At 64.3% G+C, this 25,888-nt stretch carries 22 protein-coding genes; 12 read left to right on the forward strand and 10 right to left on the reverse strand.

Annotated elements, in window-relative coordinates; genetic code table 11:
* Positions 1-3 precede the first annotated feature (3 nt).
* Together ppc and GA0061099_RS39710 are read right to left on the reverse strand one after the other, a co-directional pair.
* Positions 4-2,802, reverse strand: a complete 2,799-nt coding sequence (gene ppc, locus GA0061099_RS01325) for a phosphoenolpyruvate carboxylase (protein ID WP_074447500.1) — start codon at positions 2,800-2,802, stop codon at positions 4-6.
* 870 nt (positions 2,803-3,672) lie between these two features.
* Complete coding sequence (locus GA0061099_RS39710) at positions 3,673-3,870, reverse strand: hypothetical protein (protein ID WP_141697546.1); 198 nt, start codon at positions 3,868-3,870, stop codon at positions 3,673-3,675.
* A 155-nt stretch (positions 3,871-4,025) separates the two neighbouring features.
* Between GA0061099_RS39710 and GA0061099_RS01330 the strand changes: the two genes are divergently transcribed.
* From GA0061099_RS01330 to GA0061099_RS01340, 3 genes are all read left to right on the forward strand, one after another.
* Positions 4,026-5,132, forward strand: coding sequence for a TRAP transporter substrate-binding protein (locus GA0061099_RS01330; protein WP_081492898.1), 1,107 nt, complete (start codon positions 4,026-4,028; stop codon positions 5,130-5,132).
* 94 nt (positions 5,133-5,226) lie between these two features.
* Positions 5,227-5,790 carry a TRAP transporter small permease subunit gene (locus GA0061099_RS01335; protein WP_085968941.1) on the forward strand — a complete coding sequence of 188 codons (564 nt, stop codon included), beginning with the start codon at positions 5,227-5,229 and terminating at the stop codon, positions 5,788-5,790.
* Positions 5,791-5,816: 26 nt separating this feature from the next.
* On the forward strand, positions 5,817-7,211 hold the full coding sequence (locus GA0061099_RS01340; protein ID WP_225127319.1) for a TRAP transporter large permease: 1,395 nt from the start codon (positions 5,817-5,819) through the stop codon (positions 7,209-7,211).
* 73 nt (positions 7,212-7,284) lie between these two features.
* On the opposite strand, the gene GA0061099_RS01345 is transcribed toward GA0061099_RS01340, so the two are convergent.
* The 3 genes from GA0061099_RS01345 to GA0061099_RS01355 form a co-directional block, all read right to left on the reverse strand.
* A complete protein-coding gene (locus GA0061099_RS01345; RefSeq protein WP_036023017.1) occupies positions 7,285-7,689 on the reverse strand; it encodes a YccF domain-containing protein in 405 nt (134 codons plus the stop codon).
* Between the two features lie 171 nt (positions 7,690-7,860).
* Positions 7,861-9,405 carry an acyl-CoA synthetase gene (locus GA0061099_RS01350; RefSeq protein ID WP_036023015.1) on the reverse strand — a complete coding sequence of 515 codons (1,545 nt, stop codon included), beginning with the start codon at positions 9,403-9,405 and terminating at the stop codon, positions 7,861-7,863.
* A gap of 140 nt (positions 9,406-9,545) precedes the next feature.
* Positions 9,546-10,355 carry a crotonase/enoyl-CoA hydratase family protein gene (locus GA0061099_RS01355; protein WP_036023014.1) on the reverse strand — a complete coding sequence of 270 codons (810 nt, stop codon included), beginning with the start codon at positions 10,353-10,355 and terminating at the stop codon, positions 9,546-9,548.
* A gap of 116 nt (positions 10,356-10,471) precedes the next feature.
* Here GA0061099_RS01355 and GA0061099_RS01360 point away from each other — a divergent pair, with 116 nt between their 5' ends.
* Together GA0061099_RS01360 and GA0061099_RS01365 are read left to right on the forward strand one after the other, a co-directional pair.
* Positions 10,472-11,344, forward strand: coding sequence for an SDR family oxidoreductase (locus tag GA0061099_RS01360; RefSeq protein ID WP_036023013.1), 873 nt, complete (start codon positions 10,472-10,474; stop codon positions 11,342-11,344).
* A 297-nt stretch (positions 11,345-11,641) separates the two neighbouring features.
* Entirely contained in the window at positions 11,642-13,219 is a 1,578-nt protein-coding gene (locus GA0061099_RS01365) for a fatty acid--CoA ligase (protein WP_074447501.1), read from the forward strand.
* Between the two features lie 142 nt (positions 13,220-13,361).
* Here the strand turns inward: GA0061099_RS01365 and GA0061099_RS01370 are convergent, their stop codons facing one another.
* Positions 13,362-14,636, reverse strand: a complete 1,275-nt coding sequence (locus GA0061099_RS01370) for an acyl-CoA dehydrogenase family protein (RefSeq protein WP_036023009.1) — start codon at positions 14,634-14,636, stop codon at positions 13,362-13,364.
* 211 nt (positions 14,637-14,847) lie between these two features.
* Here GA0061099_RS01370 and GA0061099_RS01375 point away from each other — a divergent pair, with 211 nt between their 5' ends.
* Positions 14,848-15,627 (forward strand): enoyl-CoA hydratase-related protein, encoded by a 780-nt coding sequence (locus GA0061099_RS01375; RefSeq protein ID WP_036023008.1) that lies wholly within the window; start codon positions 14,848-14,850, stop codon positions 15,625-15,627.
* A gap of 252 nt (positions 15,628-15,879) precedes the next feature.
* Here GA0061099_RS01375 and GA0061099_RS01380 read toward each other — a convergent pair whose 3' ends face one another.
* Genes GA0061099_RS01380 through GA0061099_RS01390 form a run of 3 tightly spaced genes read right to left on the reverse strand, consistent with a single transcriptional unit; the run spans position 15,880 to position 18,032 of the window.
* Positions 15,880-16,257 carry a DUF6285 domain-containing protein gene (locus tag GA0061099_RS01380; RefSeq protein ID WP_036023007.1) on the reverse strand — a complete coding sequence of 126 codons (378 nt, stop codon included), beginning with the start codon at positions 16,255-16,257 and terminating at the stop codon, positions 15,880-15,882.
* Positions 16,258-16,260: 3 nt separating this feature from the next.
* Positions 16,261-17,247: a phosphotransferase family protein gene (locus GA0061099_RS01385; protein WP_036023006.1), complete on the reverse strand. Its 987-nt coding sequence runs from the start codon at positions 17,245-17,247 to the stop codon at positions 16,261-16,263.
* Positions 17,244-18,032, reverse strand: a complete 789-nt coding sequence (locus GA0061099_RS01390) for an enoyl-CoA hydratase/isomerase (RefSeq protein WP_036023010.1) — start codon at positions 18,030-18,032, stop codon at positions 17,244-17,246. The genes GA0061099_RS01385 and GA0061099_RS01390 overlap by 4 nt, the downstream gene beginning before the upstream one ends.
* 168 nt (positions 18,033-18,200) lie before the next feature.
* Here GA0061099_RS01390 and GA0061099_RS01395 point away from each other — a divergent pair, with 168 nt between their 5' ends.
* The 4 genes from GA0061099_RS01395 to GA0061099_RS01410 all read left to right on the forward strand — a co-directional run bounded on the left by GA0061099_RS01395 (position 18,201) and on the right by GA0061099_RS01410 (position 21,739).
* Positions 18,201-18,980 (forward strand): SDR family NAD(P)-dependent oxidoreductase, encoded by a 780-nt coding sequence (locus GA0061099_RS01395; RefSeq protein WP_036023005.1) that lies wholly within the window; start codon positions 18,201-18,203, stop codon positions 18,978-18,980.
* A 105-nt stretch (positions 18,981-19,085) separates the two neighbouring features.
* The gene (locus tag GA0061099_RS01400; RefSeq protein WP_036023004.1) at positions 19,086-19,466 is read left to right on the forward strand and encodes a VOC family protein; all 381 of its coding nucleotides are present in this window, start codon (positions 19,086-19,088) and stop codon (positions 19,464-19,466) included.
* Between the two features lie 311 nt (positions 19,467-19,777).
* Complete coding sequence (locus tag GA0061099_RS01405; RefSeq protein WP_036023003.1) at positions 19,778-21,055, forward strand: acyl-CoA dehydrogenase family protein; 1,278 nt, start codon at positions 19,778-19,780, stop codon at positions 21,053-21,055.
* Between the two features lie 69 nt (positions 21,056-21,124).
* Positions 21,125-21,739, forward strand: a complete 615-nt coding sequence (locus GA0061099_RS01410) for a flavin reductase family protein (protein WP_036023002.1) — start codon at positions 21,125-21,127, stop codon at positions 21,737-21,739.
* 188 nt (positions 21,740-21,927) lie between these two features.
* On the opposite strand, the gene yghU is transcribed toward GA0061099_RS01410, so the two are convergent.
* Positions 21,928-22,800 (reverse strand): glutathione-dependent disulfide-bond oxidoreductase, encoded by an 873-nt coding sequence (gene yghU, locus GA0061099_RS01415; RefSeq protein ID WP_036023001.1) that lies wholly within the window; start codon positions 22,798-22,800, stop codon positions 21,928-21,930.
* A gap of 282 nt (positions 22,801-23,082) precedes the next feature.
* Between yghU and GA0061099_RS01420 the strand changes: the two genes are divergently transcribed.
* Together GA0061099_RS01420 and GA0061099_RS01425 are read left to right on the forward strand one after the other, a co-directional pair.
* On the forward strand, positions 23,083-24,216 hold the full coding sequence (locus GA0061099_RS01420) for a nitronate monooxygenase (protein ID WP_036023000.1): 1,134 nt from the start codon (positions 23,083-23,085) through the stop codon (positions 24,214-24,216).
* 123 nt (positions 24,217-24,339) lie between these two features.
* Positions 24,340-25,848, forward strand: a complete 1,509-nt coding sequence (locus GA0061099_RS01425) for an acetyl-CoA acetyltransferase (RefSeq protein ID WP_036022999.1) — start codon at positions 24,340-24,342, stop codon at positions 25,846-25,848.
* Positions 25,849-25,888 lie beyond the last annotated feature (40 nt).

The following is a 25,888-nucleotide window of genomic DNA, read 5'->3' on the forward strand; positions in this document are numbered from 1 at the left end:
GCCCTACCCCGTATTCCGCAAGCCCGCCGAAATCCCGTTGATCGTCAGCTGGATCCCGCGCAGCACCTGCTCGTCGGGGTTCTGCGCGCGGTGCTCTCTCAAGAGCTCGACCTGCACGTGGTTGAGCGGATCGAGATAGGGGAAGCGGTGGCGCACGGAGCGCTCCAGCAGCGGGTTGCCCTGGAGCAGCCGGTCCTGGCCCATGATGTCGAGCAGCGTCTCGATGCAGGAATGCCATTCGCGGCGGATGCGGCCAAAGATTTTTTCGCGCAAGGCTTCGTCCGGCACCAGTTCGGCATAGCGCGAGGCGATCGCGATCGAGCTCTTGGCCAGCACCATGTCCATGTTCGACAGCAGCATGCGGAAGAACGGCCATTCCTGGTAGAGCTCTTTCAGGAACGGCATGCCCTGCTCTGGATGCTCCGCGATCCACTGCTCGACCGCGCTGCCGAAGCCGTACCAGCCCGGCAGCATCAGTCGGCATTGCGCCCACGAGAACACCCAGGGAATCGCGCGCAGATCCTCGATCGCGCGGGTCTTTTTGCGCGAAGCCGGACGGCTGCCGATGTTGAGCGTGGCGATCTCGTTGATGACGGTGGACGACCAGAAGTACTCGACGAAGCCTTCGGTCTCGTAGACGAGGCCGCGATAGGCCTTGAAGGCGAGGTTCGAGAGTTCGTCCATCGCGGTCAGATATTCGCGGCGCGGCGCGCTCTGGCGCGGATGCAGCAGACTTGCCTCCAGCGTCGCCGCGGCGAGGATTTCCAGATTGTTGCGGCCGACCTCGGTGTTGGAATATTTCGACGAGATGATCTCGCCCTGCTCGGTGATGCGGATCTGGCCGTTCACCGCGCCGCCGGGCTGCGCGATGATGGCGTCATAGCTCGGCCCGCCGCCGCGCCCCACGGAGCCGCCGCGGCCGTGGAACAGACGTAAGCGCACGTGGTGCCGCTCGAACACTTCGACGAGGCCGATCTCGGCCTTGTAGAGCTCCCAGCCCGAGGTGACGAAGCCGCCGTCCTTGTTGCTGTCGGAGTACCCAAGCATGACCTCCTGCACGCTGCCGCGGCTGTCGACGAGCCGGCGGTAATCGTGCAACGACAGCATGCGGTCCATGATGCTGCTCGAAGCCTGCAAATCCTCGATGGTCTCGAACAGCGGCACGATGTTGATGGCGCTGCGGCCGGAGGGATGGACGAGGCCGACCTCCTTCAGGAGCACGGCGACCTCGAGCATGTCCGACATGCCCTTGCACATCGAGATGATGCATTGAGGAATGGCGTCCGAGCCGAATTTCGCATGCGCTTCCGCGGCGGCATGGAACACGTTGAGCTCGCCCATGGTCTCGTCGCTGTATTTGACGAAGGGCGAGACCAGCGCGCGCGTCGAGCGCAGCTCGTTCGTCAGCAGCGAGATGCGGGCGTCCTCGCCAAGCGCGAGATAGGACATGCCGGGATTGGCGGCGTCGATCAACTCGGCGATGGTGCGCTCGTGGACGGCCGAGTTCTGGCGAATGTCGAGCCGGGCCAGGTGAAAGCCGAAGCAATCCACCGCGCGGCGCAAGAGCCGCAGCCGGCCGCGCGCGATGACGCGGGCGTTGTTGGAGATCAGCGAGCGATGCAGCACGTCGAGATCGGCCAGCAGCTCCCTGACGCTCTCGTAAGGCGCCGCTTTGCCGACAGGCCGGCGCGTGATCTCGACTTCGAGCTTTTCGGCCGTCGCGGTGAGGCGGGCATAGATGCCTGAGACGGCCAGGCGATAGGGCTCGCCGCTCCGATGCGGCGAGGTGTCCGGGGAGCGCTCCGCCAGGGTGCGCAGCTCCTCGGAGACGTCGGCGAGATGGGCTGCGATCGACAGCTCCGCGCCGAGCACGTGCAGCTCGTTCAGATAGAACTGCATCACCCGGCTCGACTGCAGCCGCAGCGTGCCGCGCATCACGTCGGCGGTGACGAAGGGATTGCCGTCGCGGTCGCCGCCGATCCAGCTGCCCATGCGCAGGAACGAGGCAAGGTCGCCGGCCGCCTGCTCGCCGCTCTCCTCCAGCCGATCCTCCAGCGCGTTGATGAGCCGCGGCACCTCGCGCAGGAAGGTGTAGTCGTAGAACGACAGGCCGTTGGCGACCTCATCCAGCACGGTGAGCTTGGTCCGGCGCAAGAGGTTGGTCTGCCACAGCGTCAGCACCTCGCGGCGGAGCTGCTCGTCGCTGGCAGCCGCCTCCTCCGCGGTCAGTGCAACCCGCTCGCGGCGATCGAGCAGGGCTGCGATCTCCATCTCGCGGTCCATGGTGCTCTTGCGGCGGACCTCGGTCGGATGCGCGGTCAACACCGGGCTGACCAGCGCGGTCTTGAAGAAGTTGCGGAGCTGGTCGGGACCAATGCCCGCCGCCTTGGCGTGCGCCAGTGTCTCCGCCAGCACGCCGGAGCCGCCATTCTTGGCCGCCGCGCGCGCGCGCATCTGACGGATGTTGTTCTGGTCCTCGGCGATGTTGGCAAGGTGCGAGAAATAGCTGAAGGCGCGGACGATCCGCACCGTCTCGGAGGTCGACATGCTGTCGAGGATCTGCTCGAGCTCGCGGCGGGCGAGCCGGTCCTCGTCGCGGTGAAACCTGATCGAGGTCTGCCTGATGCGCTCGACCAGGTCGAACACGTCGGCGCCCTCCTGGTCGCGCACGGTGTCGCCCAGAATGCGCCCGAGCAGGCGGATATCGTCCCGCAGCCGGGCATCGGCCTCCATCGCCTGGACATCCTCAGGGCGGTTGGGGCGCTGCTCAGTGCTGTCGGATGGTACGGTCTGGAGGGACATGGCTCGCTCCCCTGCTCGCGCCCTTGGCGGCCCGGTCCGGCGGAGTGTGCGATACTTTTCTACCGCAGTGCAAGATGAAGTTGGGGCGACGCACCGTGGATCGGAGTGCGACGACCTCGTGTCCCGGACAAGCAGCAACGCCTTCTAGCGTTGCTGCGCCGAGCGGGGACCCAGGAGCCTCAGAGCACATCGCCGCAATGGGCCCCGGCTCTGCAGCGCACCACGCCGCGAAGGCGCGGCGCACTGCGCTGCGTCCGGGGCACGAGAAAATAGCTAGTCGTATAATAAGCATGCCTTCGCGGTCTCGCGGCGCAGGCGCCCGAAGTTTTGCTTTCCGTTTCGCCCTCATCGAGAAGCAAGGGCGCAGGGAAGGCCGGGCGCCAGCCGGCACCCAAGGTCCGCACGCGACAAGACGCACGCGGGGTGACCACAGGTGATGCCGGAACATCCCGGCCTTCCCTGCGCAATGGTTTTACGGCTTATGGCGCGCTCTCCCCGGGGAGCGATGCACTATTGCCCCCGTCGCCTTGCGGATCACTGATGCGCGCACCCGGTCGGGCCGCTTCACCACCGCAAGCCTTGACGCACAGACCCCGGGCGTCAGGACCACACGCTTTTGCCGTCCGCGGACGTCTCTCCCGGACTGTCGGAAGCTCGCGCGTGCTCGCCCCCAATGCCGAAAAGCAACGTTGTGACCACACCGTGTCGTGCCGCGGATCGCGATGGCTCACGGGTTTGCCCGCCCTGCCATCCCGTCACGCGCCGGCGCTGCCGCGTCCATCGCATCCTGGCCTACGTATCGTGACGATCGCGAAACGTCCCTTTGACGAGCCGGGATGTGCTGCGGTTTACCCGAAACAGCGAATTCGGTCAATCAGAATATTTGAACTCCCGCCACTTGACCTGCATTGGCGTGTTTTGCCCGTCGGGCAACGCGAGCATGGTGTGCGCCGCATCGCCTGGCCGCGTCCCGCCGCAGCCAAAGGCGCCCCCGGCGTCTGGTTTGCCACCGACAGCCAGCGCAACAAACGAATGAGGTTCGTGGCCAAGAGCTGACGTCTCGACCATGTCCAATTCCAGCGCTTGCTACGGCCAGAAAGCAAGATGACAACTTGCGGCGATGGTGGCAGAATGATGACAGACGTGGTTTGAAGATTTGGCGACCAAGAACAACGAAGAGAATAGTTCGCCGCGGTCACGTTGTCCAAGGGAGGAGATGGCTCATGAAACGCATGTTTCTGGGACTGGTCGCCGTTGCCCTGATCGCTTCGGCGTTTGTCTTATCCACCACAACAGTCATGGCGCAGACGAAGGTGTTGAAGATGCAGGCCACATGGCCGGCGTCGCTCACGCTCTATGACAACTTCACCTATTTCGTCGATCGAGTGAACAAGCTGTCAGCCGGCGCGCTGAAGATCGAGGCGATGCCCGCCGGCCAGGTCGTGCCGGCGTTCGAGGTGCTGGACGCAACCAACAAGAAGGTGCTCGACGGAGCGCATGCGTGGGCCGGCTACTGGACCGGCAAGAACAAGACCGCGATCCTGTTCACCGGCGGTCCCGGCGGCACCTTCGGCATGGACTTCATGGACGTGATGGGTTGGCTCTATCACGGCGGCGGCCTCGAGCTTTACAACGAGTTTTATCAGAAGGAGCTCAAGCTCAACCTCGTCGTGTTTCCAATCCTGCCTGCAGGGCCGCAGGCGTTCGGCTGGTTCAAGAAGCCGATCCAGACGGTCGAGGACATGAAGGGCATGAAATGCCGCCAGACCGGCATGTCCGGCGAAGTGTGGCAGGCGCTCGGCTTCACGGTGGTCAACATGCCGGGCGGAGAAATCATTCCCTCCGCGCAACGCGGCGTGATCGATTGCGCCGAATGGGTCGGCGGCATCGAGGACATGCAGCTCGGCTTCCACAACGTCTGGAAGTATCACTATTCACCCGGCTTGCATGAGAACGTGACGGTCGGCGAGCTCGTCATCAACGGCGATGTGTGGAAGGAGCTCAGCCCGCAACATCAGGAGATCATCAAGTCGGCGGCCAACGAGACATTCCTCGTCTGGTGGACCAAGTGGCAGCGCCAGAACGCCGATGCGCTGATTGAGATGCAGCAGAAGCACGGCGTACAGATCCTCCGCACGCCGACGGAGATCCTGCTGGCCTTCATCAAGAAGTGGGACGAGATCGCGGCCGCCGAGGGCGCCAGGAACCCGTTCTTCAAGAAAGTGCACGACTCGCAGAAGGCGTATGCCAGCGCTGTGGTCCCGTACAAGAGGTCTTACTTCCCGCCATACTCCTTCATGGCGAACTACTACTTCCCAACCGAGAAATAGGACTTCCTCCGAGGGCGGCCGATTTGACCGCCCTCAATTCGCACGCAGGCGGCCTGCTTTGCGCCGCACGAATGATCGGCGAAAGGGGCGAGGCATGGCTGAGATAACAGGCGGGCAGCCACCGGCGCTTCTGGCTATCATCAGGATGATCGACGGCTTCACGGACCGGACCGGCACGATCATCTCGTGGCTCTCGGTGCCGCTGGTTCTCGCCGTCGCCTATGAGGTTGGGGCGCGTTACCTGTTCAACGCGCCGACCATATGGGCCTACGACGCAACCTACATGCTGTACGGCTCGCTCTTCATGCTTGGCGCCGCTTACGCGCTGCACAAGGGTGCTCATATCCGTACCGACTTCTTCTGGGAGAAGTTCTCGATCCGTAGGAAGGGCTGGATCGATACGATCTCCTATGTCGTCTTCTTCTTCCCGAGCCTGATCATGCTGTTCCTGATCAGCTGGAACGAATTTCACTACGCCTGGCTGATCAACGAGACTTCGGACCAGACTCCCTGGCGGCCCGTGCTGTGGCCGTTCAAATTCGTCGTGCCGCTCGCCTGCCTCCTGCTGCTGGTCCAGGGCGTGTCCGAGTTGATCAAGAGCATCTACATGGCGCGCACCGGCGTCGAGCTGGAGCATAAGGAGAAAGTCGAGATATGACCGCAGAAGCGCTCATCGGCCTCATCATGCTGCTGGTGCTGCTGGGCGCGATCTTCATCGGTGTGCCGATCTCGTTCACGTTGCTGTTTCTCGCCTTCTCGTTCGGCTACTGGGGCATGGGCGGGACGGTCTTCGAGCTTGGTTACTTCCAGACCATCGGCATGATGAAGGAAGAACTTCTCGCCGCCGTACCGCTGTTCATCTTCATGGGCTTCATCACCGAGCAGGCGGGACTCATGGAGCGCCTTTTTACGGCGTTCCGCATGCTGCTTGCGCCGGTGCGCGGCGCACTCTTCCTCGTCGTCATCCTGACCTCGACCGTGTTCGCGATGGCGACAGGCATCGTCGGCGCAGCCGTCACCGTTCTTGGCATCATGGCATCGCCAATCATGACGAAGGCGGGCTATGATGCCAAGCTTTCAGCGGGCACCATCACGGCGGGCGGCACGCTCGGTATTCTCATTCCCCCGTCGGTCATGCTGATCGTGATGGGGCCGGTGCTCGGGGTTTCGGTCGCCGATCTCTATGCTGCAGCCTTCGGACCGGGCTTTCTGCTGGCCGGCGTCTACATCATCTATCTGATGGGCCGCTCCTTCATCAATCCCAAGCTCGGGCCGCCAGTGCCAAAGGATGAGCGGATCTACTCCGCTGGATACATTGCACGCGAGGTGGCCGTCGGAACGCTGCCGCTGCTCGGGCTCATCACGGCGACGCTCGGCTCGATCATCGGGGGGCTTGCGACGCCGACGGAGGCCGCCGGCATCGGCAGCGTCGGCGCGCTGATCCTGGCCATCGCATATCGCAGGTTCTCGCTCAGCGGACTGCAACGGGCGCTGATCTCGACGATGGCGACGTCGAGCATGGTCCTCCTGCTGGCGGTCACGTCGAACATTTTCGGTGCGGTGTTCGCCCGCCTTGGCTCAGCGAACTGGATCACCGAGACGATGCTCGGCCTGCAGTTGCCGCCGAGCCTCATGCTGATTGTCGTGCTCCTTCTCATTTTCCTGCTGGGGTGGCCGTTTGAGTGGCCGGCCATCATCCTGGTGTTTCTGCCGATCTTCTATCCTGTCGTGAAAGGCATGGGCATCGACCTCATATGGTTCGGAGCGTTGGTTGCGGTGGTGCTGCAGACCGCCTTCCTGTCGCCGCCCGTCGCCATGTCAGCGTACTATCTCAAGCAGGTGGTCAAGGGCTGGAGTCTCGGAACGATCTACGCTGGCATGTTCCAGTTCATGGTGCTGCAGGTGATCTGCGTTGGCCTGATGATTGCCTTCCCCGGCATTGCGACCTGGTTCCCGCACACGCTGCATGAAGCATCTCGCAGCCAGGTGATCCCGGAGGAGTACAGAAAAATCCTGGAACAGCAGAAACAAGCACCGTCCCTGGAAGACGAGGACTGGTTGACACCAAAAAAGAAGTAGCCCGCGCGATTGAGTCCGCGACGGCGCCACACGGCTCCGCTCTGCCGCCGAACGCCGACGTTGAGGCCACGTCCTAAGCCGGCACGATCACCTTGCCGATCGGCCAGAGCGCGATGCCGGCGAGCTTCAGATGGGCCCAGGCGAACGGGATGCCGATGATGGTGACGGCGAGGACGAGCGCGGTCAGGAGGTGACCGAGTGCGAGCCACCAGCCGGCGAGCACGAACCAGATGATATTGCCGATCACCCCGAGCGGGCCGGTGCCGATATCCTCGACGCCGGTGACATCGTAGCGGTTGACCGCCCGGGAGCCGAACGGCAGCAGCGTGTAGACGGCGATGTTGAACGCCGCCCGCGCCCAGGGCAGGCCGATGATGGTGATCGCCATGACAACGGCCGCGATCAGCCAGCCGAACGCCATCCAGGCGCCGCCGATGAGGATCCAGAGGATGTTGAGCAGGATGGAAACGGGGGCCATGGGACGATCCGGAGGTGGATGATCCCATCCATATAGGCTCGGAATTTGTCCGTGCTAGGACGCTTCCAGCGCGCGGGGCGTAGCCCGGATGGAGCGAAGCGTAATCCGGGATGATCTTTCCACGGCGAGAGATCCCGGATTACGCTTCGCTCCATCCGGGCTACGAAGTAGCTAGATCTTCCGGCCCGCCTGCTCCCAATAGGGATCGCGCAGGCGTCGTTTGAAGATTTTTCCGGAATCTTCGCGCGGCAGGCCGGTGCGGATCTCGATGTGCTTGGGCACCTTGTAGTCCGCCAGATGCGCCTTCAGCGCGGCGCGGACATCGGAAGCAGCGAGCGTGACCCCGGGTTGCGGCTCCACCACCGCCATCAGCGCCTCGCCGAACTCGGCGTCGGGGATGCCGAACACGGCGCAATCATGCACGCCGGGCACCGCATGCAGCACGGATTCGATCTCGGCCGGGTAGATGTTGACGCCGCCTGATATCACCATGTCGCGCTTGCGGTCGCAGATGAAGACGTAGCCGTCTTCATCGATATAGCCGACGTCGCCGGAGGTGATGAAGCCGTCGCGGTCGATCTCGGCGCGCTTCTCCGGCTTGTTGTGATAGGTGAAATCGGCCATCTCGGCCATGCGCGAATAGATCTCGCCGATCTCGCCGACCCCGAGCACGCTTCCATCCTCGCCGATGAAGCGCAGCTCGGCGCCGGGCGAGATCCTGCCGACGGTGCCGGGCTTCTTCAGCGCGTCCTCCGACGTCGCGAAGGTCACGGCGCTGGATTCGGTCGAGCCGTAGAACTCGTAGATCACCGGCCCCCACCATTCGATCATGGCGCGCTTGACGTCGGCCGGGCACGGCGCGGCGGCGTGGATGACGTGGCGGAGCGAGGAGACGTCGTACGTCCTGCGCACCTCCTCGGGCAGCTTCATCAGGCGGATGAACATGGTCGGCACCATGAAGATGGTGTCGATCTTGTAGTGCTCGATCGCCTGCAGGAATTCCTCCGCCTCGAAGCGCGGCATCAGCACCAGCACCCCGCCGAGCTTGCCGGCGCGGATGCCGAACGAGTTCGGCGCGGAATGATAGAGCGGCCCCGGCAGCAATGCGCGGGCGCCGGGCTTGAGCCCATAGATCATCGCACGCATGCGCTCACCGGCAGCCTGCTGCTCCGGCGTCGGCGCGTTGCGGCGGACGCCCTTGGGATGGCCTGTCGTGCCCGACGTGTAGATCATGTTCATGGGCTGCGGCACGATCGGGCCGTCATAGGGCGGGTGTTGCGCGAGCCAGGCTTCGAAATCGATCGCGAAGTCCGGCGTCTTCAGATGATCGGGATCGATCTTGTAGTTGGAGCGGATTTCCGGCGGCGTCGGCACGCTGAGCACGGTGACTCCCTCAGGAATCGCATCGCGCAAACCGTGCAGCATGTCGGCATGAGCGATCAGCACGGCGGCGCCGGAATCCTTCAGGATGTAGGTGATCTCCTCCGGTTTGAAGTGCCAGTTGATCGGCACGCCATAGGCGCCCAGCCGCATCGCGGCGTAGGCGGCTTCCAGGAAGGCGATGTCGTTGCGCATCAGCATGCAGACGCAATCGCCCTGGCGGACGCCGATCTTGGCGAGGCCGGAGGCGATGCGGTCGGCGCGCTCAGTGACCTCGGCGTGAGAGCGGCGGCGCTCGCCGGAGACGATGCCGAGGAAGGGGGGCGTTTGGTTCATTGTTGTTTTTCTTTGTTGTTGTTTGTGCCGTCATTCCGGGTCGATGCGCAGCATCGAACCCGGAATCCATTTCACAGCGAACGATGCGGCTCGATGGATTCCGGGCCTGCGCCTACGGCGCATCCCGGAATGACCCAAAGCTAATCCGCAAAATTCGGCGCGCGCTTCTCCAGGTTGGCGCGCACGGCCTCGGTCTGGTTGGGGCTGCCAATCAGCTTCTGCTGCTCGACGGATTCGGCGAGCAGCGCCGGGCCCGGATCGACCGAGAGATTGTTCAGCATCCGCTTCGCCGCGCGGATCGCATCGGGGCTTTTTCCTGCGATCTCGCGCGCGACATCAAGCGCCGCAGCGCGCGGATCGTCGCAGATGCGCGTGGCGAGGCCGTAGGTCATCGCCTCTTGCGCCGAGAAGATGCGCCCGGTGTAGGTGAGATCGCGCAGGATGTCGTCGCGTACCAGCGAGGCCAGGATCGGCGTGCCCGCCATGTCGGGCACGAGGCCCCATTTGATCTCCATGATCGACATGCGCGCATCCGAGCTGAGAAAGCGCATGTCGGCGCCGAGCGAGAGCTGGAAGCCGCCACCGAAGGCGACGCCGTGCACGGCCGCGATCACGGGCATCGGTAGCTGGCGCCAGCCCCACACCGCCTGTTGCGCGAAGTTGGCCTTGCCGTATGTGCGCACCGTGAGATCGCGATTTTCGCCACCCGGAATTCCGTTGCCACCCTTCTCCTTCATGGCGGCAAAACGCCCCATGTCCAGCCCGGCGCAGAAGGCGCGGCCTTCGCCCGAGAGCACGACGGCGCGCACGCCCTTCGCCTTCGACAGCCGGTCGGTTGCGGCGACGAGGGCCTCGAACATGGGCTGATCCAGCGCGTTCATCTTGTCGGCGCGCACCAGGCGCACATCGGCGACGCCTTCCGAGATCGAGATCGAGACGCGATCTTCCATGGACGAATTCTCCCCTAGTTCCTGCCTGTTCTTGTTCAGTGCCGCTTTACAGGACGCCGGCGGCCGGATTTAGTCAATCGACCAATTAACTGACAATCCCTACGGGGGAAACAGCCATGTTCAAGGAAAATCTTCTGGCCGGCCGGCGCATTCTCGTGACCGGCGGCGGCACCGGTCTCGGCAAATCGATGGCGGCGCGCTTTCTCCAGCTCGGCGCCGAGGTGCACATTTGCGGTCGGCGCAAGATCGTGTGCGACGAGACCGCAACCGAGCTGATGGATCTCTATGGCGGCCGCGTCACCAGCCACGGCGTCGACATCCGCAACGCGCTTGCGGTCGAGGAGATGATCGAGAGCATCTTCCGCGATGGCCCCCTCACCGACCTCATCAACAACGCCGCGGGCAATTTCATCTCTCGGACCGAGGAGCTCTCGCCGCGCGGCTTCGATGCGGTCGCCAACATCGTCATGCACGGCACTTTCTACGTGACACATGCGGTCGGCAAGCGCTGGATCGCCTTGAAGCAGCCCGGCAACGTCGTCTCGATCACCACGACCTGGGTGCGCAACGGCTCGCCTTACGTGGTGCCCTCGGCGATGAGCAAGTCGGCGATCCACGCCATGACGATGTCGCTTGCCACCGAATGGGGACGACACGGCATCCGCCTCAACACCATCGCCCCGGGCGAAATCCCGACCGAGGGCATGAGCAAGCGCATCAAGCCCGGTGACGAAGCCGGCGCGCGCACCAGGGCGATGAACCCGATGGGCCGGGTCGGCACCATGGAGGAACTGCAGAACGTCGCGGTGTTCCTGATCTCCGGCGGCTGCGACTGGATCAACGGCGAGACCATCGCCATGGACGGCGCCCAGGCGCTCGCCATGGGCGGCAACTTCTACCAGCTCCGCGACTGGAGCGACGACGACTGGAAGACCGCGCGCGAGAGCATCATGGCTCAGAACGAGAAGGACCGCGCGAAGCGGGGGTGACGGCGCATTGCAAATGCGCGGACGTGTAAGGGGCTGACGTTTTCACCACGCCCCCAGTTGTCGTCCCCGCCTAGTGCGCAAAGCGCAAGGGGGCGGGGACCCATAACTACAGGGAGCAGTCGTGGCGCGAGACAGGTAACTGCGTGTCTTCGCCAAACAACTTCCTGTGGCTATGGGTCCGGATCTGCGCGCGCTTGAGGCGCGCGCTTGTCCGGGACGACAGCGGAGCCCATCTTGTCTTCACCGGCGGATGACGCCACACTCCCGGGCATAAAAACAAACGCCTGCGGGAGAAACATGTCCACACAGAAACTGGCGAACCTCGCCGACATGGTGCGCGAGCGTGCAAAGAGCCGCGGCAGCGCCATCGCCTATGAATTCGAGGGCCGCACCACGAGCTTCGCCGACTTCGACATCAAGACCAACAAGGTCGCGAACGCGCTCCTCGCAATGGGCGTGAAGAAGGGCGACCGCATCGCCTATCTCGGCAAAAACAGCGACATCTATTTCGAGCTCCTGATGGGGGCGATGAAGACAGGCGTCGTGATGGCGCCGGTGAACTGGCGGCTGGCAGGGCCCGAGGTCGCCTTCATCGTCTCAGATTGCAAGGCGCCGGTGCTGTTCGCCGGGCCGGAGTTCATCACTCAAGTGCGCCAGATCAGGGAGCAGATACCAAGCGTGCGCACCGTCATCACCACCGAGGGCGGCGCGCCGGAATGGCCGGATTTTACGGCATGGCGCGATGCGCAGAGCGGCGATGATCCGAAGGTGCCGATCGACACCACGGACATCGCGATCCAGCTCTACACGTCGGGCACGACGGGCAAGCCGAAGGGCGCGATGTTGTCGCATGCCAACTTCCTCAACCTGGTGCAACCCGGCAATGCCGAGGACAAGCCGGAGTGGAACCGGTGGTCGACCGACGATGTCTCGCTGGTGGCGATGCCGATCTTTCACATCGGCGGTTCGGGGTGGGGCGTCATGGGGCTCTATCACGGCGCCCGCGGCGTGATCGCGCGCGAGTTCGACCCGACCGAGGTTTTGGATTTCTTCGAGCAGTCGGGCATCACAAAACTGTTCATGGTGCCGGCGGCGATGCAGTTCGTGGTGCGGCAGCCACGCGCCAGGACGGTCGACTTCTCGCGGCTGAAATACATGCTGTACGGCGCCTCGCCGATTCCCGCAGCGCTGCTGAAGGAATGCATCGAGGTCTTCAAATGCGGCTTCGTGCAGCTCTACGGCATGACCGAGACCACCGGCACCATCGTCGCGCTGCCGCCGGAGGATCACGTCGAGGGGCTGGAGCGGATGCGCTCGGCCGGCAAGGCGCTGCCGGGCGTCGAGATCGCGATCCTGGATCCGGACGGCAAGCCGCTGCCGCCGCGGCAGGTCGGCGAAATCGCAACGCGCTCGGGCTCCAACATGGCCGGCTACTGGAACCTGCCGGAGGCGACCGCATCCACGCTGCGCAGCGACGGCTGGCTGCGCACCGGCGATGCCGGCTACATGGACGAGGACGGCTATCTCTACATCCATGACCGCATCAAGGACATGATCATCTCCGGCGGCGAGAACATCTATCCGGCCGAGGTCGAGAGCGCTCTGTGCGACCACCCCGATGTCGCCGAAGCCGCCGTGATCGGCGTGCCTGACGACAAATGGGGCGAAGCCGTGAAGGCGATCGTGGTGATGAAGCCGGGCAAGCAGGCGACTGCCACCGAGATCATCAACTTCACCCGGACGCGCATCGCCGGCTACAAGACGCCGAAGAGCGTGGAATTCCTGCCTGCGCTGCCGAGGAATCCGTCAGGCAAGATCCTGCGGCGGCAGCTGCGCGAGCCGTATTGGGCGGGGAAGGATCGGCGGGTGAATTGATCCGCGGTGCCGTAGGGTGGGTTAGCCGTAGGCGTAACCCACCTCTTTGCAATCCACGCGGATTGCGCTGGTGGGTTACGCCCTGCGATCGCGCTTCGCGCAATCGCAGCGCTAACCCACCCTACGATAGCAGTGCGAGCCTCTAATGCTTCCCCGGCCCCATATAGCCGAATAAGAACCCCGCCACTTTCCGCATCTGGATCTCCTCGCTGCCTTCGGTGATCCGATAACGGCGATGGTGGCGATAGATGTGCTCGAACGGCTTGTGGCGTGAATAGCCCATGCCGCCATGGACCTGCATAGCGCGGTCGGCGGATTCGCAGCAGAGGCGGTTTGCCCAGTAGTTGCACATCGAGACCCGGTCGGACAGGGTGCGCTCGATTTGCTCCTCGTCGAGCTGGTCCATTTCCCAGGCGGTCTTACGGATCAGGAGGCGCAGCATCTCCGCTTGCGTGGCGAGCTCGACCAGCGGGAACTGGATCGCCTGGTTCTCGGCCAGCGCCTTGCCGAACGGTTTGCGCTCACGCGCGTATTTCACACTCTCGTTGATGCAGTAGACCGCGGCGCCGAGCGAGCTTGCCGCTTGCCGGATACGGTTCTGGTGGACGAAGCATTGCGCCAGCGACAGTCCGCGGCCGACCTCGCCGAACAGCGCATCCTCCGGCACGAAGACGTCGGTGAAGCTGACACGCGGATGGTCGGTCGGCATGTTGAAGGTCCACATGTACTCCTCGACCCTGACGCCGGGACTCTTGGCCGGCACTAGGAAGCAGGTGATGCCGCGGGCGTCGCCATCGTTGCCGCTGGTGCGCGCGAACAGCGCGCAGTGCGTGGCGACATGCATGCCTGTCGTCCACATCTTCTCGCCGTTGATGATCCAGCCCTTGACGTTGTCGCGCGTGGCTGCCACCGCGCGCGTCTCCATGTGGGTGGCATCCGATCCGTGATGCGGCTCGGTCAGGCCAAAGGTGATGCGGTACTTGCCCCTGATCGAGCCGTCGATCATCGCCTTCTGGTCGTCGCGGCCGTAGCGGTCGAGCATGGTGACGACGGGGAAGTTGCCGACGATCGAATGCTCGTTCTGGAGGTCGTTGTGCAGGCCGAGACCCTTTGCGGCAAAATGCTCACGGATCACGGCCATCCAGAGGTTGGAGCCGTCCTTGCCGCCATATTGCTTCGGCACAGGAAAGCGCAAATGCCCGGCGGCATCCGCGAGGTCCTTGGCCTTGCGCAACAGCGCCTCCCATTCGTGGCGCGGGAGGCCGCCATTCTCGAAATCGGTCCGCGCCCATTCGCGGCGATGGTCGAAGAAGCGGATGTTGTCGTCGGCCCGTTCCAGCGGCTTGATCTCGCGTTCGATGAAACGGTCGAGCTCTCCGAGATAGGCGACGAGATCGGCAGGCAATGAGAAATCCACAGGTTCTCTCCCGGATTGATTTTATCGTTTTGCGTTAAGGCGCTGGGCGCATTCTTGCTTGGTGCGATTAAGGTGAGAAGAGCGCGTGCAAGTCAAGCAAGCCGAGATGTGAGGAGCGCAAGGCGCGCCCGCGCAATTCGATGGTGCTCTGGCGCACCCGCACGGTAGTATGGGGCCAATATTCCTTCGAAAGAAAATCCGGGAGCGCGCGATGGAGCTGAAATTCTCAAAGGTGGAACGCAAGGGGCCGATCACGATCGTGACGCTGTCGCGGCCCGAGGTCTACAACGCGCTGCACACCGATGCGCATTTCGAGCTTCAGAAGGTGTTTGACGATTTCTCCGGAGATCCCGAGCAGTGGATCGCAATCGTCACCGGCGCCGGCGACAAGGCGTTCTGCGCCGGCAACGATTTGAAGTGGCAGGCGGCGGGCGGAAAGCGCGGCTGGGACAAGGGCGGCTTTGCCGGCCTGACCTCGCGCTTCGACTGCGACAAGCCGATCATCGCCGCGGTGAACGGCGTCGCGATGGGCGGCGGCTTCGAGATTGCGCTCGCCTGCGACCTCATCATCGCCGCGGAGAACGCGACCTTTGCCCTGCCCGAGCCGCGCGTCGGCCTTGCCGCGCTCGCCGGCGGTCTGCACCGGCTGCCGCGGCAGATCGGGCTGAAGCGCGCCATGGGCATGATCCTCACCGCGCGCCATGTCAGCGCCAAGGAAGGTCTCGAGCTCGGTTTCGTCAACGAGGTGGTGCCGCAGGGCGAGGCGCTCGCGGCCGCGCTGCGCTGGGCCGAGATGATCGCCAAGAATTCGCCGATGTCGATCCGGGCCTCGAAGCAGGCGATTCAGAAGGGGCTTGGCGTGTCGCTGGAGCAGGCGATCGCGGAGCAACGCGATTATCCGGCCGTGCAGGCGATGGTCGCCTCGCAGGATTACATCGAGGGCCCGAAGGCATTTTCCGAGAAGCGGCCGCCGAAATGGGTGGGGAAGTAGGAAACGGGTCTCCCCACTCGTCATTCCGGAGCGCGCCGACAGGCGCGAGCCCGGAATCCATTGAGCGACAGAACGTGCGGATGAATGGATTCCAGGTTCGTCGCTTCGCGACGCCCCGGAATGACGGCGGAGAGAGGAGCGCCCCCTCTCTCAACACTGTCATTGCGAGCGTAGCGAAGCAATCCAGGCTGCCCAGCAGAGACAGTCTGGATTGCTTCGTCGCAAGGGCTCCTCGCAATGACGGGGAGAGAGCTATCCGCCCCGCCCCAGCTCGCGCTTGTAGGACGCGTAGTTCGGCTGATCCACCGCGAGCTTGTCCATCGTGGTCGCCCAGAGATGCTCGGCGAGACCGGGGGTCGCGAGATCGACTTCTCCCCTGGCGATGCGCTCGGCGAGCACGCGGTTGAGTTCGGCGATTGAGCCATCCAGGCCGAGCAGCGCGCGCAGGCGCTCCACCTCCTTCGCATCGCTTCCCTCCTCCCGCGTCAGCTGCCGCGTGACGAGGTCGAGGATGTTGATGGCGACGCGCAGCTTGAAGGCTTGGTGGCCGGAGATCAGCGGCGTGATGTCGCTGCGGAGGAAATCGGCGACTGCCTTGGTCAGCTCGATCGGGGTCGGCTCGTCCTGCATGTGTCAGCTCCCGCGCGGCGCCAGAAGCCGCAACAGATCGATCTCGGTCTCGCTGGCGCGGCGGCCGATCATGGCGCGCTCCATGGAATGGTCGGGCCCCTCGCGAAAGCGCTGCATCATGCCGCCGCACATGATGCCCCAGCGCAGCGTGCCCATCACTTCCCAGAACTTGACGCGCTCAGGGTCGACCTTGCGGCCCGAAGCCTCGTAACCGGCGAACAATTCCTCGCGCGAGCCAAAGCCGCCGACGGGCTTGTCGATCTCGCCGAAGCGCCAGGAGTTCACGCAGACCCAGCCGAGGTCCTCCATGGGATCGCCGAGATGGGCGAGTTCCCAGTCGAGCACGGCGCGAACGCCATCCGCGCCGATGATGAGATTGCCGTTGCGGAAATCGCCGTGCACCAGCGTGGTCTCGACTGAGGGACCCGGATCGTGATCGCGGAGCCAACGCAGCGCCAGCTCGAACACGGGCTTGGGCCAGTTCAGGCTGCGATAGTCGCGCTCGAACTCGGCGATCTCCTGGGTCGCGCCCCTGCTGCGCAACGCAGGCAATTTGTCCTGCGGCAGCCGATGCAGACCTGCGAGAATGCCGCCAATCTGCCGCGCCAGACGCGGCCGCGCCGCCGCATACTCTTGATCGCGAAGAATCTTGCGCGCGATGGTCTCGCCCTCGACGCGCTGCATGATGAAGCCGGTGCCGAGATCGTCCTCCGGCACCAGCACATGCAGGACGCGGGGCGACGGCACGCCGGCCTCATAGGCGAGCTGCATCAACTGCGCTTCCGCGGCAAGACCGGCCGCGCGGGTCGGCGCGGCGCCATAGCCCTTTGGTGAGCGCCGCAGGATCGCGCCGATCGGCCCGTCGGGATGGGAGATGTCGAAGCGCCAGGTTTCCTGGCTGGCGCCGCCGGAGAGCTTTGCCGCACAGGTCGCGCCGGTCGCCCCTTTGCACCAGCGCTGGACGCTGCGTGAAAGCGCCGCCTCGATCATTTGCCCTTGAACTGCGCGGGCCGCTTCTCGAGGAAGGCGCCGACGCCCTCGCGGAAATCCTCGGTGTCGCCGGCGCGGAGCTGGCACTGGAATTCCAGATTGAGCTGATCCTCGAAAGAATTTTCCGGGCTGTCCCAATAGAGCTTGCGGATCAGCGACAGCGCCACGGTCGGCCCGCTGGCGAGATCGCGCGCCAGCTTCATCGCTTCCTCCATCAAGACGCCGTCATCATAGACGCGGTTGACAAGGCCCCATTCTAGCGCCTTCTCGGCCGGCAGGCGCTCGCCCATCAACGACAATTCGATCGAGCGCGCGCGGCCGACGAGGCGCGGCAACAGCCAGGTCGAGCCGCAATCCGGCACGAGCCCGATGCGACGGAAGGCTTGGAGGAAGTAAGAGGACCGCGCGCACAAGATCATGTCGCCGAGCAGCGCGAAGCTCATGCCTGCGCCGGCGGCCGGGCCATTGACCGCGGTGACGATCGGGCAATGCAGATTGCGGATGCGGCGCAGGAAGGGGTGGAAGCCGGTCTCCAGCGTCAGGCCGGCCTTGGTCTTCTTCGACTGGTTGTTGCGGCCCTGCAGATTGGCACCCGTGCAGAACGCCCGCCCCGCTCCGGTCAGCACCACGCAGCGTACCTCGTCCTTTTTCTCCTCGATCGCATCGAGCGCCTCGGAGAGGCCGCCCAGCATGTCCACGGAGACCGCGTTCATCACCTCTTGATGGTCGAGCTTGAGGATCGCTACCGCGCCATCGAAGTCGAGCGTGACGTGTTTGAACTGCATGATGTCCTCGTCAGTTGCGGCCCGCGCCAGTTTCGCATGCCGGAATTCGTTTTGCCGGGGCGCATATTTGATTTTTGGCGCGGTCTTGTCCATGGTGATCGGAGCATAGCAAGCAATCTTGTGCGCAGCGGCTGAGAGGCCGCAGACCCAAGAAACAGGAAACGCGCCATGAACCTCTTCGACCTCTCCGGCCGCGTCGCCGTGATCACCGGTGGCAATGGCGGCATCGGGCTCGGCATCGCACAGGCGCTCGCGGGCCAGGGCTGCAACGTCTCGATCTGGGGCCGCAACGCTGACAAGAACAAGGCCGCCGCTGCGAGCATGGCCGGCGCTCCCGGCAAGGTCGAGAGCCGCGTCTGCGACGTCACCGATCCGGCCTCGGTCAATGCCGCGATGAAGGCGACGCTCGATTCCTTCGGCCGGGTCGACGGCTGCTTCGCCAATGCCGGCATCGGCGGCGGCGGCCGGCGCGCCTTCATCGAGCGCACCGAGGAGGAATGGCGCACGATGTTCGCGACCAATTTGGACGGCGTGTTCCACGCCTTTCAGGCCGCCGCGAAGCACATGACCGAGCGCGCCAATGCCGGCGATCCCTTCGGCCGGCTGGTTGCGACCTCGAGCCTCGCCTCGATCTTCGGCACCGCGCGCAACGAGCATTATGCCGCGACCAAGGCCGCCATCAACGCGCTGGTGCGCGCGCTCGGCGTCGAGCTGGCACGTCACGGCGTCACCGCCAATGCGATCCTGCCGGGCTGGATCAAGAGCGACATGACCGCAGGGCTCATGGCGAACGACAAGTTCGTAGCCAACGTGATGCCGCGGATTCCGATGCGGCGCTTCGGCGAAGCCTCCGATTTCGGCGGCATCGCGGTGTATCTGATGAGCAAGGCGTCGTCGTATCACACCGCGGATACGTTCGTGATCGACGGCGGCTATACCGCGTTTTGATTCTCGTAGCCCGGATGGAGCGCAGCGAATCCGGGACGGCCAAAAGCAAGCAGACCCGGATTTCGCTCTGCTCCATCCGGGCTACAACACTGAGGGAACGGGCAAATGTTTTCACACGTCATGATCGGTACCAACGACCTGGACAAGGCCAAGGCGTTCTACGACCAACTGCTCGGCACGCTCGAGGTGCGGCCGGCCAGGGTCGACGGCCACCGCATCTTCTACATCACCAAGACCGGAGTGTTCTCGGTATCGAAGCCGATCAACGGCGAGCCGGCGACCTGCGCCAACGGCGGCACGATCGGCTTTGCCGCCAATTCGCCGGAACAGGTCGATGCGTGGCACGCGGCGGGCGTTGCAGCCGGCGCAAAATCGATCGAGGATCCGCCCGGCATTCGCCAGGGCCCGGGCGGCAAGCTCTATCTGGCCTACCTGCGCGATCTCGATGGCAACAAGATCTGCGCGATGCATCGGATGGCGAACTAGCCACATCCACTGCTGTCATTCCCCGCGAAGGCGGGGAATCCAGTACGCTGCAGCTACTCTGTTCAATCACTGCCGTCTCGGAGTACTGGATCGCCCGCCCCAGTGCGCAAGTGCGCACAAGGCGGGCGATGATGGCGGAGAGCGTGGCGCGAGCGTGCCCAGCGCGTCGCTCCCATTCAAACAACATTTCAAACGGCCTTGCGATATTCCATCGCATGGCATGGCCTCACGCGTGAAAATGCGCCCTCGCACTTTGCCGACGCTGCGACTATTCTTGCGCACAACACATTCTAGCGATCCCGGGAGGACCAATGACAAAACACACCTACATTCCCCGCACCACCAACTACACGCTCAATCCCGGCGACGAGCTCAACGACTTGCGGATGTCGGACCAGGTCCGGCCGCTTTACGATCACGTCAAGAAGTTCATCCGCGATACCGTCGAGCCGATGTCGATCGAGTTCGCCAAGGCCGGCGAAGGCAAGGAAGATCGCTGGAGTTTTACGCCGAAGCAGCTCGAGGTGCTGGAGAAGGCCAAGAACAAGGCCAAGCAGGAAGGCCTCTGGAACTTCTTCCTGCCCGATGACGAGACCGGCCAGGGCCTGAAAAATCTCGACTACGCCTATATCGCGGCAGAGCTCGGCAAGAGTCCGCTGGCCTCGGAGACCATGAACTGCTCGGCGCCCGACACCGGCAACATGGAAGTGCTGGAACGGGTCGGCACCAAGGAGCAGAAGGAGAAATGGCTGAAGCCGCTGCTCAACGGCGAGATCCGTTCGGCCTATGTCATGACCGAGCCGAACGTCGCCTCCTCCGACGCCAAGAACATCTCGACGACCGCAAAACTCGTGGGCGACGAATGGGTGATCAACGGCGAGAAGTACTACATCTCGGGTCTCGGCGATCCCCGTTGCAAGATCCTCATCGTGATGGTGAAGACCAATCCGGACGCGGCGCCGAGCAAGCAGCAGTCGCAGATCCTGGTGCCGCGCGACACGCCCGGCGTCGAGGTGCTCGGTCCCATGTACGTGTTCGGCCAGGACCACGCCCCGCGCGGCCACATGCACATGCGCTTCAACAATGTGCGCGTGCCGAAGGAGAACATCCTGCTCGGCGAAGGCCGTGGCTTCGAGATCTCGCAGCTCCGCCTCGGCCCCGGCCGCATCCATCACTGCATGCGCACCATCGGCAAGGCCGAGAAGGCGCTCGACCTGATGGTGCAGCGTGGCCTCACGCGTGAGGCCTTTGGCAAGAAGATCGCCCATCTCGGCGGCAACATGCAGATCATCGCGCAGGCGCGCTGCGAGATCGAGGCGATGCGGCTGATGGTGCTGAAAGCGGCGAAGGCAATGGACGTGCTCGGCAACAAGGAGGCTCGCGTCTGGGTCTCCATGGTCAAGGCCATGGTGCCCGAGCGCGCCTGCAAGATCATCGATCAGGCCATCCAGATGCACGGCGCCACCGGCATCTCGCACTGGACCCCGCTCGCCGAGATGTATCAGGACGTGCGGCACCTGCGCTTCGCCGACGGTCCGGACGAGGTGCACTGGATGGTGGTGGGCCGCCACGAGCTGAGCATGGCGTGAGCCGCTCTCTTGGCGCGCGTCGGCCTCTCCCCGCCCACGGGGAGAGGCGCAGAAAGAAACGGAGCCACCATGGACTACGCCGCCAGCGAGCTGACGCCACGCGAGCGCTACAAGGTGCTGACGTCCTTCATTCTGCCGCGGCCGATCGCGTGGGTGACCACGCTCGGGCCGACCGGCGTGGTCAACGCCGCCCCGTTCAGCTTCTTCAACGCCTTCTGCGAGGATCCGCCGCTCTGCATGTTCGCGGCCAACCGCAAGCCGAACGGCGAGGACAAGGACACGTTTCTCAACATCCAGCGCACCGGTGAATTCGTGGTCAATCTCACGGACGAGCCGCTGGCGCGGGCGATGCACGAGTCCAGCGGCGATTTTCCGCCTGAGATCAGCGAACCCGACTATCTCGGGCTAAAGCTCGCGCCCTCGGCGAAGATCGCCGTGCCCCGGCTGGCCGACACGCCCTGGGCCATGGAGTGCAAGCTCTGGAAGCTGATCGACGTCAACGACGATCGTCGCCTGATCATGGGCGAAGGCCTCCACTTCCACATCCGCGACGAGCTCTGGGACGACAAGGCGATGCGGGTGCACATGGACCGCTATCACCCAATCGGCCGCATGTTCGCCGACCGTTACTGCCGCACCGATGACCGCGTGGTGTTTCCGGCGGCGGAGGGCATGAAGAAATAGGCCGCAGCAACGGTGCGCTCCCTCGCCCCATGGGGCCGCGACGAGCTTGGCTCGCGCTGAGAGGGTTGGAGTGAGGGGCTTTCTCCACGCGCGAGACTGTCGAGGGACCTGTACCCCCTCACCCGAATTCGATCTGCGATCGAATTCGACTTCTCCCCACTTGCGGGGAGAGGTGATGAACCCGTTAGCTACGTCGCGGGCACGAGCTTGTCCTGGGTCTTGGTCTCGAAGTCGCTCGCGTCGTGGCGCTCGTGGAGCTGGCTGGCGGGATCGCCGGAGACCCGGTTGACCATGCGGCCGCGCTTCACGGCGGGGCGCTGCGCAATCTGGTCGGTCCAGCGCTGCACGTTCTTGTAGTCCTGCACCGACAGAAATTCGCCGGCGCCATAGACGAGCCCCTTGGCGAGCGCGCCATACCAGGGCCACACCGCCATGTCGGCGATGGTGTAGTCCTTGCCCGCGAGATATTCGTTGTCAGCGAGACGCCGGTCGAGCACGTCGAGCTGGCGCTTGGTCTCCATTGCGAAACGGTCGATGGCGTATTCGATCTTGGTCGGCGCATAGGCGTAGAAGTGGCCGAAGCCGCCGCCGAGATAGGGCGCACTGCCCATTTGCCAGAACAGCCAGGACATCGCCTCGGTGCGGGCCTTGACGTCCTTCGGCAGGAAGGCGCCGAACTTCTCGGCGAGGTAGAACAGGATCGAGCCTGACTCGAACACCCGGACAGGCTCGGGGCCGGAGCGATCCATCAGCGCCGGGATCTTGGAATTTGGATTGATGTCGACGAAGCCGCTGCCGAACTGATCGCCATTGCCAATCTTGATCAGCCAGGCGTCATATTCGGCGCCCTTGTGGCCGAGCGCCAGGAGCTCCTCCAGCATCACGGTGACCTTGACCCCGTTCGGCGTCGCCAGCGAGTAGAGCTGAAGCGGATGCTTGCCGACTGGCAGCTCCTTGTCGTGGGTGGGCCCGGCAATCGGGCGGTTGATGTTGGCGAATTGCCCGCCGTTCTCCTTGTTCCAGGTCCAGACTTTGGGCGGCACGTAAGGGGCATCGGTCATGCGGGGCTCCGGGCAAAAAGATGCGTCTGCATTAATTAGCCCGCAAACGGCCGATGACAAGGGCGCCGCAATGCATTGCCGGATGGGACAACTCTGCGTTTTGTCATGGCAGCCCCTCCCCTCCGTCATTCCGGGGTGCCCGCAGGGCCTGCGGCGCGCGGATAGAGCGACGTCTATACACAAGATGCCTCGCCAGATCCGGCATGTCATCGATCCGCTAGCGTCACTTTGCTTTGCCCGCGAAAGCAACGAGAATGCGAAGCCTGCCGCCGGGAGAGAGCCATGAAATCGCCGATCTGCGACATGCTGGGGATCGAATTCCCGCTGCTCGCCTTCAGCCATTGCCGCGACGTCGTTGCCGCCGTCAGCCGCGCCGGCGGCTTCGGCGTGCTGGGCGCGACCGTGCATACGCCGGATACGCTCGAGCGTGAGCTGAAATGGATCGACGATCACGTCGACGGCAAGCCCTACGGCATCGACGTGCTGATCCCGGAAAACATCTCGACGGCCGGCGAGAAGGACGTCACCTGGAAGAGACTGGAAGCGCGCGTGCCGCAGGAGCACCGCAACTACACGCGCGATCTCCTGAAGAAGTACGACATCGAGCTGACCACCACCGAGGTCGCGGACAACCAGCCGCAGCCGTTCGACGGCAAGACCGCGCTTCAGCTGCTCGAGGTCTCCTTCAATCATCCGATCCGCCTGATCGCCAATGCGCTGGGCGTGCCGCCGAAGGCGATGATCGAGATGGGCAAGAAGCACGGCGTGCCGGTTGCAGCGCTGGTCGGCGCCAAGGAGCACGCGCTGCGCCAGGTCGCGGCCGGCGTCGATATTCTCGTGGTGCAGGGCACCGAGGCCGGCGGCCATTGCGGCGAGGTCTCGACCATGGTGCTGGTGCCGGAGGTGATCAAGGCGATCAAGACTATCCGAGACGTGCCGGTGCTGGCGGCCGGCGGCATCATGACGGGACGGCAGATGGCGGCCTGCATGGCGATGGGCGCGGCCGGCGTCTGGACCGGCTCGGTGTGGCTGGCCACGGTCGAGTCCGAGACAAGCGAGATCTTTCGCGAGAAGATGATCGCGGCATCCTCGCGCGATGCGGTGCGTTCGAAGGGCCGCACCGGCAAGCCGGCCCGGCAGCTCCGCTCAGTCTGGACCGACGCCTGGGACCGCGCGCCGGATAGCCCGGGCGCGCTTCCGATGCCGTTGCAAAGCATCATTAGCCGCGACGCCTTCCATTCGATCGACCGAGCCGCCGCAAGCGGCAACGCCAAGGCGCGCGATCTCGTCAGCTATTTCGTCGGCCAGGGCGTCGGCCTGATCGACAGCGTGAAATCGGCGGGTGCGGTGGTACAGGAGTTCAAGCAGGATTTCGCCGAAGCCGTCGAGCACATGAATGCGCTGGTGGCGGAGTGACGATCCCACTTGTCATTGCGAGCGCAGCGAAGCAATCCAGACTGCCTCCGCGGAAAGATCCTGGATTGCTTCGCTGCGCTCGCAATGACGAACAACTGACATCGTGAACTGAAGCAAGAAGAAATGACCAATATCCCCGAAGACCGCATCCCCGTCATCGTCGGCATCGGCGAGATCGTCGATCGCCCGAAGGAGATCGCCGAGGGTCTCGAACCGCTCGACCTGCTCGAACAGGCGCTGCGGCGGGCTGAACAAGACGCCGGCGCAAAGCTGCTCGGCGAGGTGCAATCGCTCGACGTCGTCAATTTCCTGAGCTGGCGCTATCGCGATCCGGAGCAGCTTTTGGCTCAGCGCCTCGGCATCTCGCCCGCGCATTGCTATTACGGCCCAGTCGGCGGCGAGAGCCCGATCCGCTACATCCACGAGGCGGCCAAGCGCATCGCGCGCGGCGAGTGCAGCGTGGCGGCGGTGTGCGGCGCGGAAGCGCAATCGAGCGCTACCAAGGCGGAGCGCGCCGGCGTCAAGCTGCCGTGGACGCCGTTCGCCCATGACGTCGAGGAACCCAAGCGCGGCGCGGCGTTCCAGAAGCCCTTAGCAGTGAAGCTCGGCGTATTTCGGCCTGTGACCGTCTATCCGTTCTATGAGGCGGCCTCCTCGGCGCATTGGGGGCAGACGCCGCGCGAAGCCATGGCGGAATCAGGCACGCTGTGGTCGCGCTATTCGGAAGCCGCCGCGGAGAATCCATACGCCTGGCTGAAGCGGCGTTATGCGCCGGAGGAGATCACGACGCCGACCGCAGACAACCGGCTGATCGCCTGGCCCTACAACAAGCTGATGGTGGCCAATCCCAGCGTCAACATGGGCGGTGCGCTGCTGCTCACCAGTCTCGCCAAGGCACGCGCGGCCGGGATCGCCGAAGACAAACTGGTCTACCCGCTCGGCGGTGCCTCGGCGGAAGAGCCGCGCGACTATCTGATGCGCGACCAGTTTTACGAGAGCCACCCGCAGAATGCCGTGCTCAAGAGCGTGATGGACCTCGCCGGCGGCGACCGCAAGACCTTCGACGCGATCGAGCTCTACAGCTGCTTCCCCTGCGTGCCCAAGATGGCGCGGCGGACGCTGGGCTTGGGCCCCGACGTGCAGCCGACCGTGACCGGTGGCCTCACCTTCTTCGGCGCGCCGCTCAACACCTACATGACGCATGCGGCCTGCGCGATGGTGCGGCGACTGCGCGACGGCGCCAAGCTCGGCCTGCTCTATGGCCAGGGCGGCTTCGTCACCAAGCACCACGCGCTGGTGGTGTCGAAGACGGCGCCGCGCGAGGTGCTGGTGCAGGAAACGAGCGTGCAGGCCGATGCCGACCGCAACAATCGCGCAGTGCCGGACTTCGTCGCGGAGGCCACTGGCAAGGGCAAGGTCGAGACCTTCACCGTGCTTTACGGCCGCGGCGGCAATATCGAGCATGGCGTCGTGATGCTGCGGACAGAGGACGATCGCCGCACGCTGGCGCGGGTCCCGGCGAGCGACGGCGCGACGCTGGCGCATCTGCTCGCCATGGATCGCACCCCGGTCGGCTCGCTCGGCGAAATCGCTATGGCAGAAGATAACGTGCCCGAGTGGCGGGTGGCGTGATCTCGTAGGGTGGGCAAAGCGAAGCGTGCCCACGGCCTTC

It is taken from the genome of Bradyrhizobium yuanmingense (assembly GCF_900094575.1).
Taxonomy (GTDB): Bacteria; Pseudomonadota; Alphaproteobacteria; order Rhizobiales; family Xanthobacteraceae; genus Bradyrhizobium; species Bradyrhizobium yuanmingense.

What these genes read in the sequence shown, in the direction of transcription:
- yghU (WP_036023001.1), bottom strand. Translation starts at nt 22,800, where the DNA reads ATGACCGATGCCCCTTACGTGCCGCCCAAAGTCTGGACCTGGAACAAG.
- GA0061099_RS01340 (WP_225127319.1), top strand. Translation starts at nt 5,817, where the DNA reads ATGCTGCTGGTGCTGCTGGGCGCGATCTTCATCGGTGTGCCGATCTCG.
- GA0061099_RS01375 (WP_036023008.1), top strand. Translation starts at nt 14,848, where the DNA reads ATGGAGCTGAAATTCTCAAAGGTGGAACGCAAGGGGCCGATCACGATC.
- GA0061099_RS01345 (WP_036023017.1), bottom strand. Translation starts at nt 7,689, where the DNA reads ATGGCCCCCGTTTCCATCCTGCTCAACATCCTCTGGATCCTCATCGGC.
- GA0061099_RS01355 (WP_036023014.1), bottom strand. Translation starts at nt 10,355, where the DNA reads ATGGAAGATCGCGTCTCGATCTCGATCTCGGAAGGCGTCGCCGATGTG.
- GA0061099_RS01390 (WP_036023010.1), bottom strand. Translation starts at nt 18,032, where the DNA reads ATGCAGTTCAAACACGTCACGCTCGACTTCGATGGCGCGGTAGCGATC.
- GA0061099_RS01335 (WP_085968941.1), top strand. Translation starts at nt 5,227, where the DNA reads ATGGCTGAGATAACAGGCGGGCAGCCACCGGCGCTTCTGGCTATCATC.
- GA0061099_RS01385 (WP_036023006.1), bottom strand. Translation starts at nt 17,247, where the DNA reads ATGATCGAGGCGGCGCTTTCACGCAGCGTCCAGCGCTGGTGCAAAGGG.
- GA0061099_RS01425 (WP_036022999.1), top strand. Translation starts at nt 24,340, where the DNA reads ATGACCAATATCCCCGAAGACCGCATCCCCGTCATCGTCGGCATCGGC.
- GA0061099_RS01360 (WP_036023013.1), top strand. Translation starts at nt 10,472, where the DNA reads ATGTTCAAGGAAAATCTTCTGGCCGGCCGGCGCATTCTCGTGACCGGC.
- ppc (WP_074447500.1), bottom strand. Translation starts at nt 2,802, where the DNA reads ATGTCCCTCCAGACCGTACCATCCGACAGCACTGAGCAGCGCCCCAAC.
- GA0061099_RS39710 (WP_141697546.1), bottom strand. Translation starts at nt 3,870, where the DNA reads ATGGTCGAGACGTCAGCTCTTGGCCACGAACCTCATTCGTTTGTTGCG.
- GA0061099_RS01395 (WP_036023005.1), top strand. Translation starts at nt 18,201, where the DNA reads ATGAACCTCTTCGACCTCTCCGGCCGCGTCGCCGTGATCACCGGTGGC.
- GA0061099_RS01400 (WP_036023004.1), top strand. Translation starts at nt 19,086, where the DNA reads ATGTTTTCACACGTCATGATCGGTACCAACGACCTGGACAAGGCCAAG.
- GA0061099_RS01410 (WP_036023002.1), top strand. Translation starts at nt 21,125, where the DNA reads ATGGACTACGCCGCCAGCGAGCTGACGCCACGCGAGCGCTACAAGGTG.
- GA0061099_RS01380 (WP_036023007.1), bottom strand. Translation starts at nt 16,257, where the DNA reads ATGCAGGACGAGCCGACCCCGATCGAGCTGACCAAGGCAGTCGCCGAT.
- GA0061099_RS01350 (WP_036023015.1), bottom strand. Translation starts at nt 9,405, where the DNA reads ATGAACCAAACGCCCCCCTTCCTCGGCATCGTCTCCGGCGAGCGCCGC.
- GA0061099_RS01405 (WP_036023003.1), top strand. Translation starts at nt 19,778, where the DNA reads ATGACAAAACACACCTACATTCCCCGCACCACCAACTACACGCTCAAT.
- GA0061099_RS01420 (WP_036023000.1), top strand. Translation starts at nt 23,083, where the DNA reads ATGAAATCGCCGATCTGCGACATGCTGGGGATCGAATTCCCGCTGCTC.
- GA0061099_RS01365 (WP_074447501.1), top strand. Translation starts at nt 11,642, where the DNA reads ATGTCCACACAGAAACTGGCGAACCTCGCCGACATGGTGCGCGAGCGT.
- GA0061099_RS01330 (WP_081492898.1), top strand. Translation starts at nt 4,026, where the DNA reads ATGAAACGCATGTTTCTGGGACTGGTCGCCGTTGCCCTGATCGCTTCG.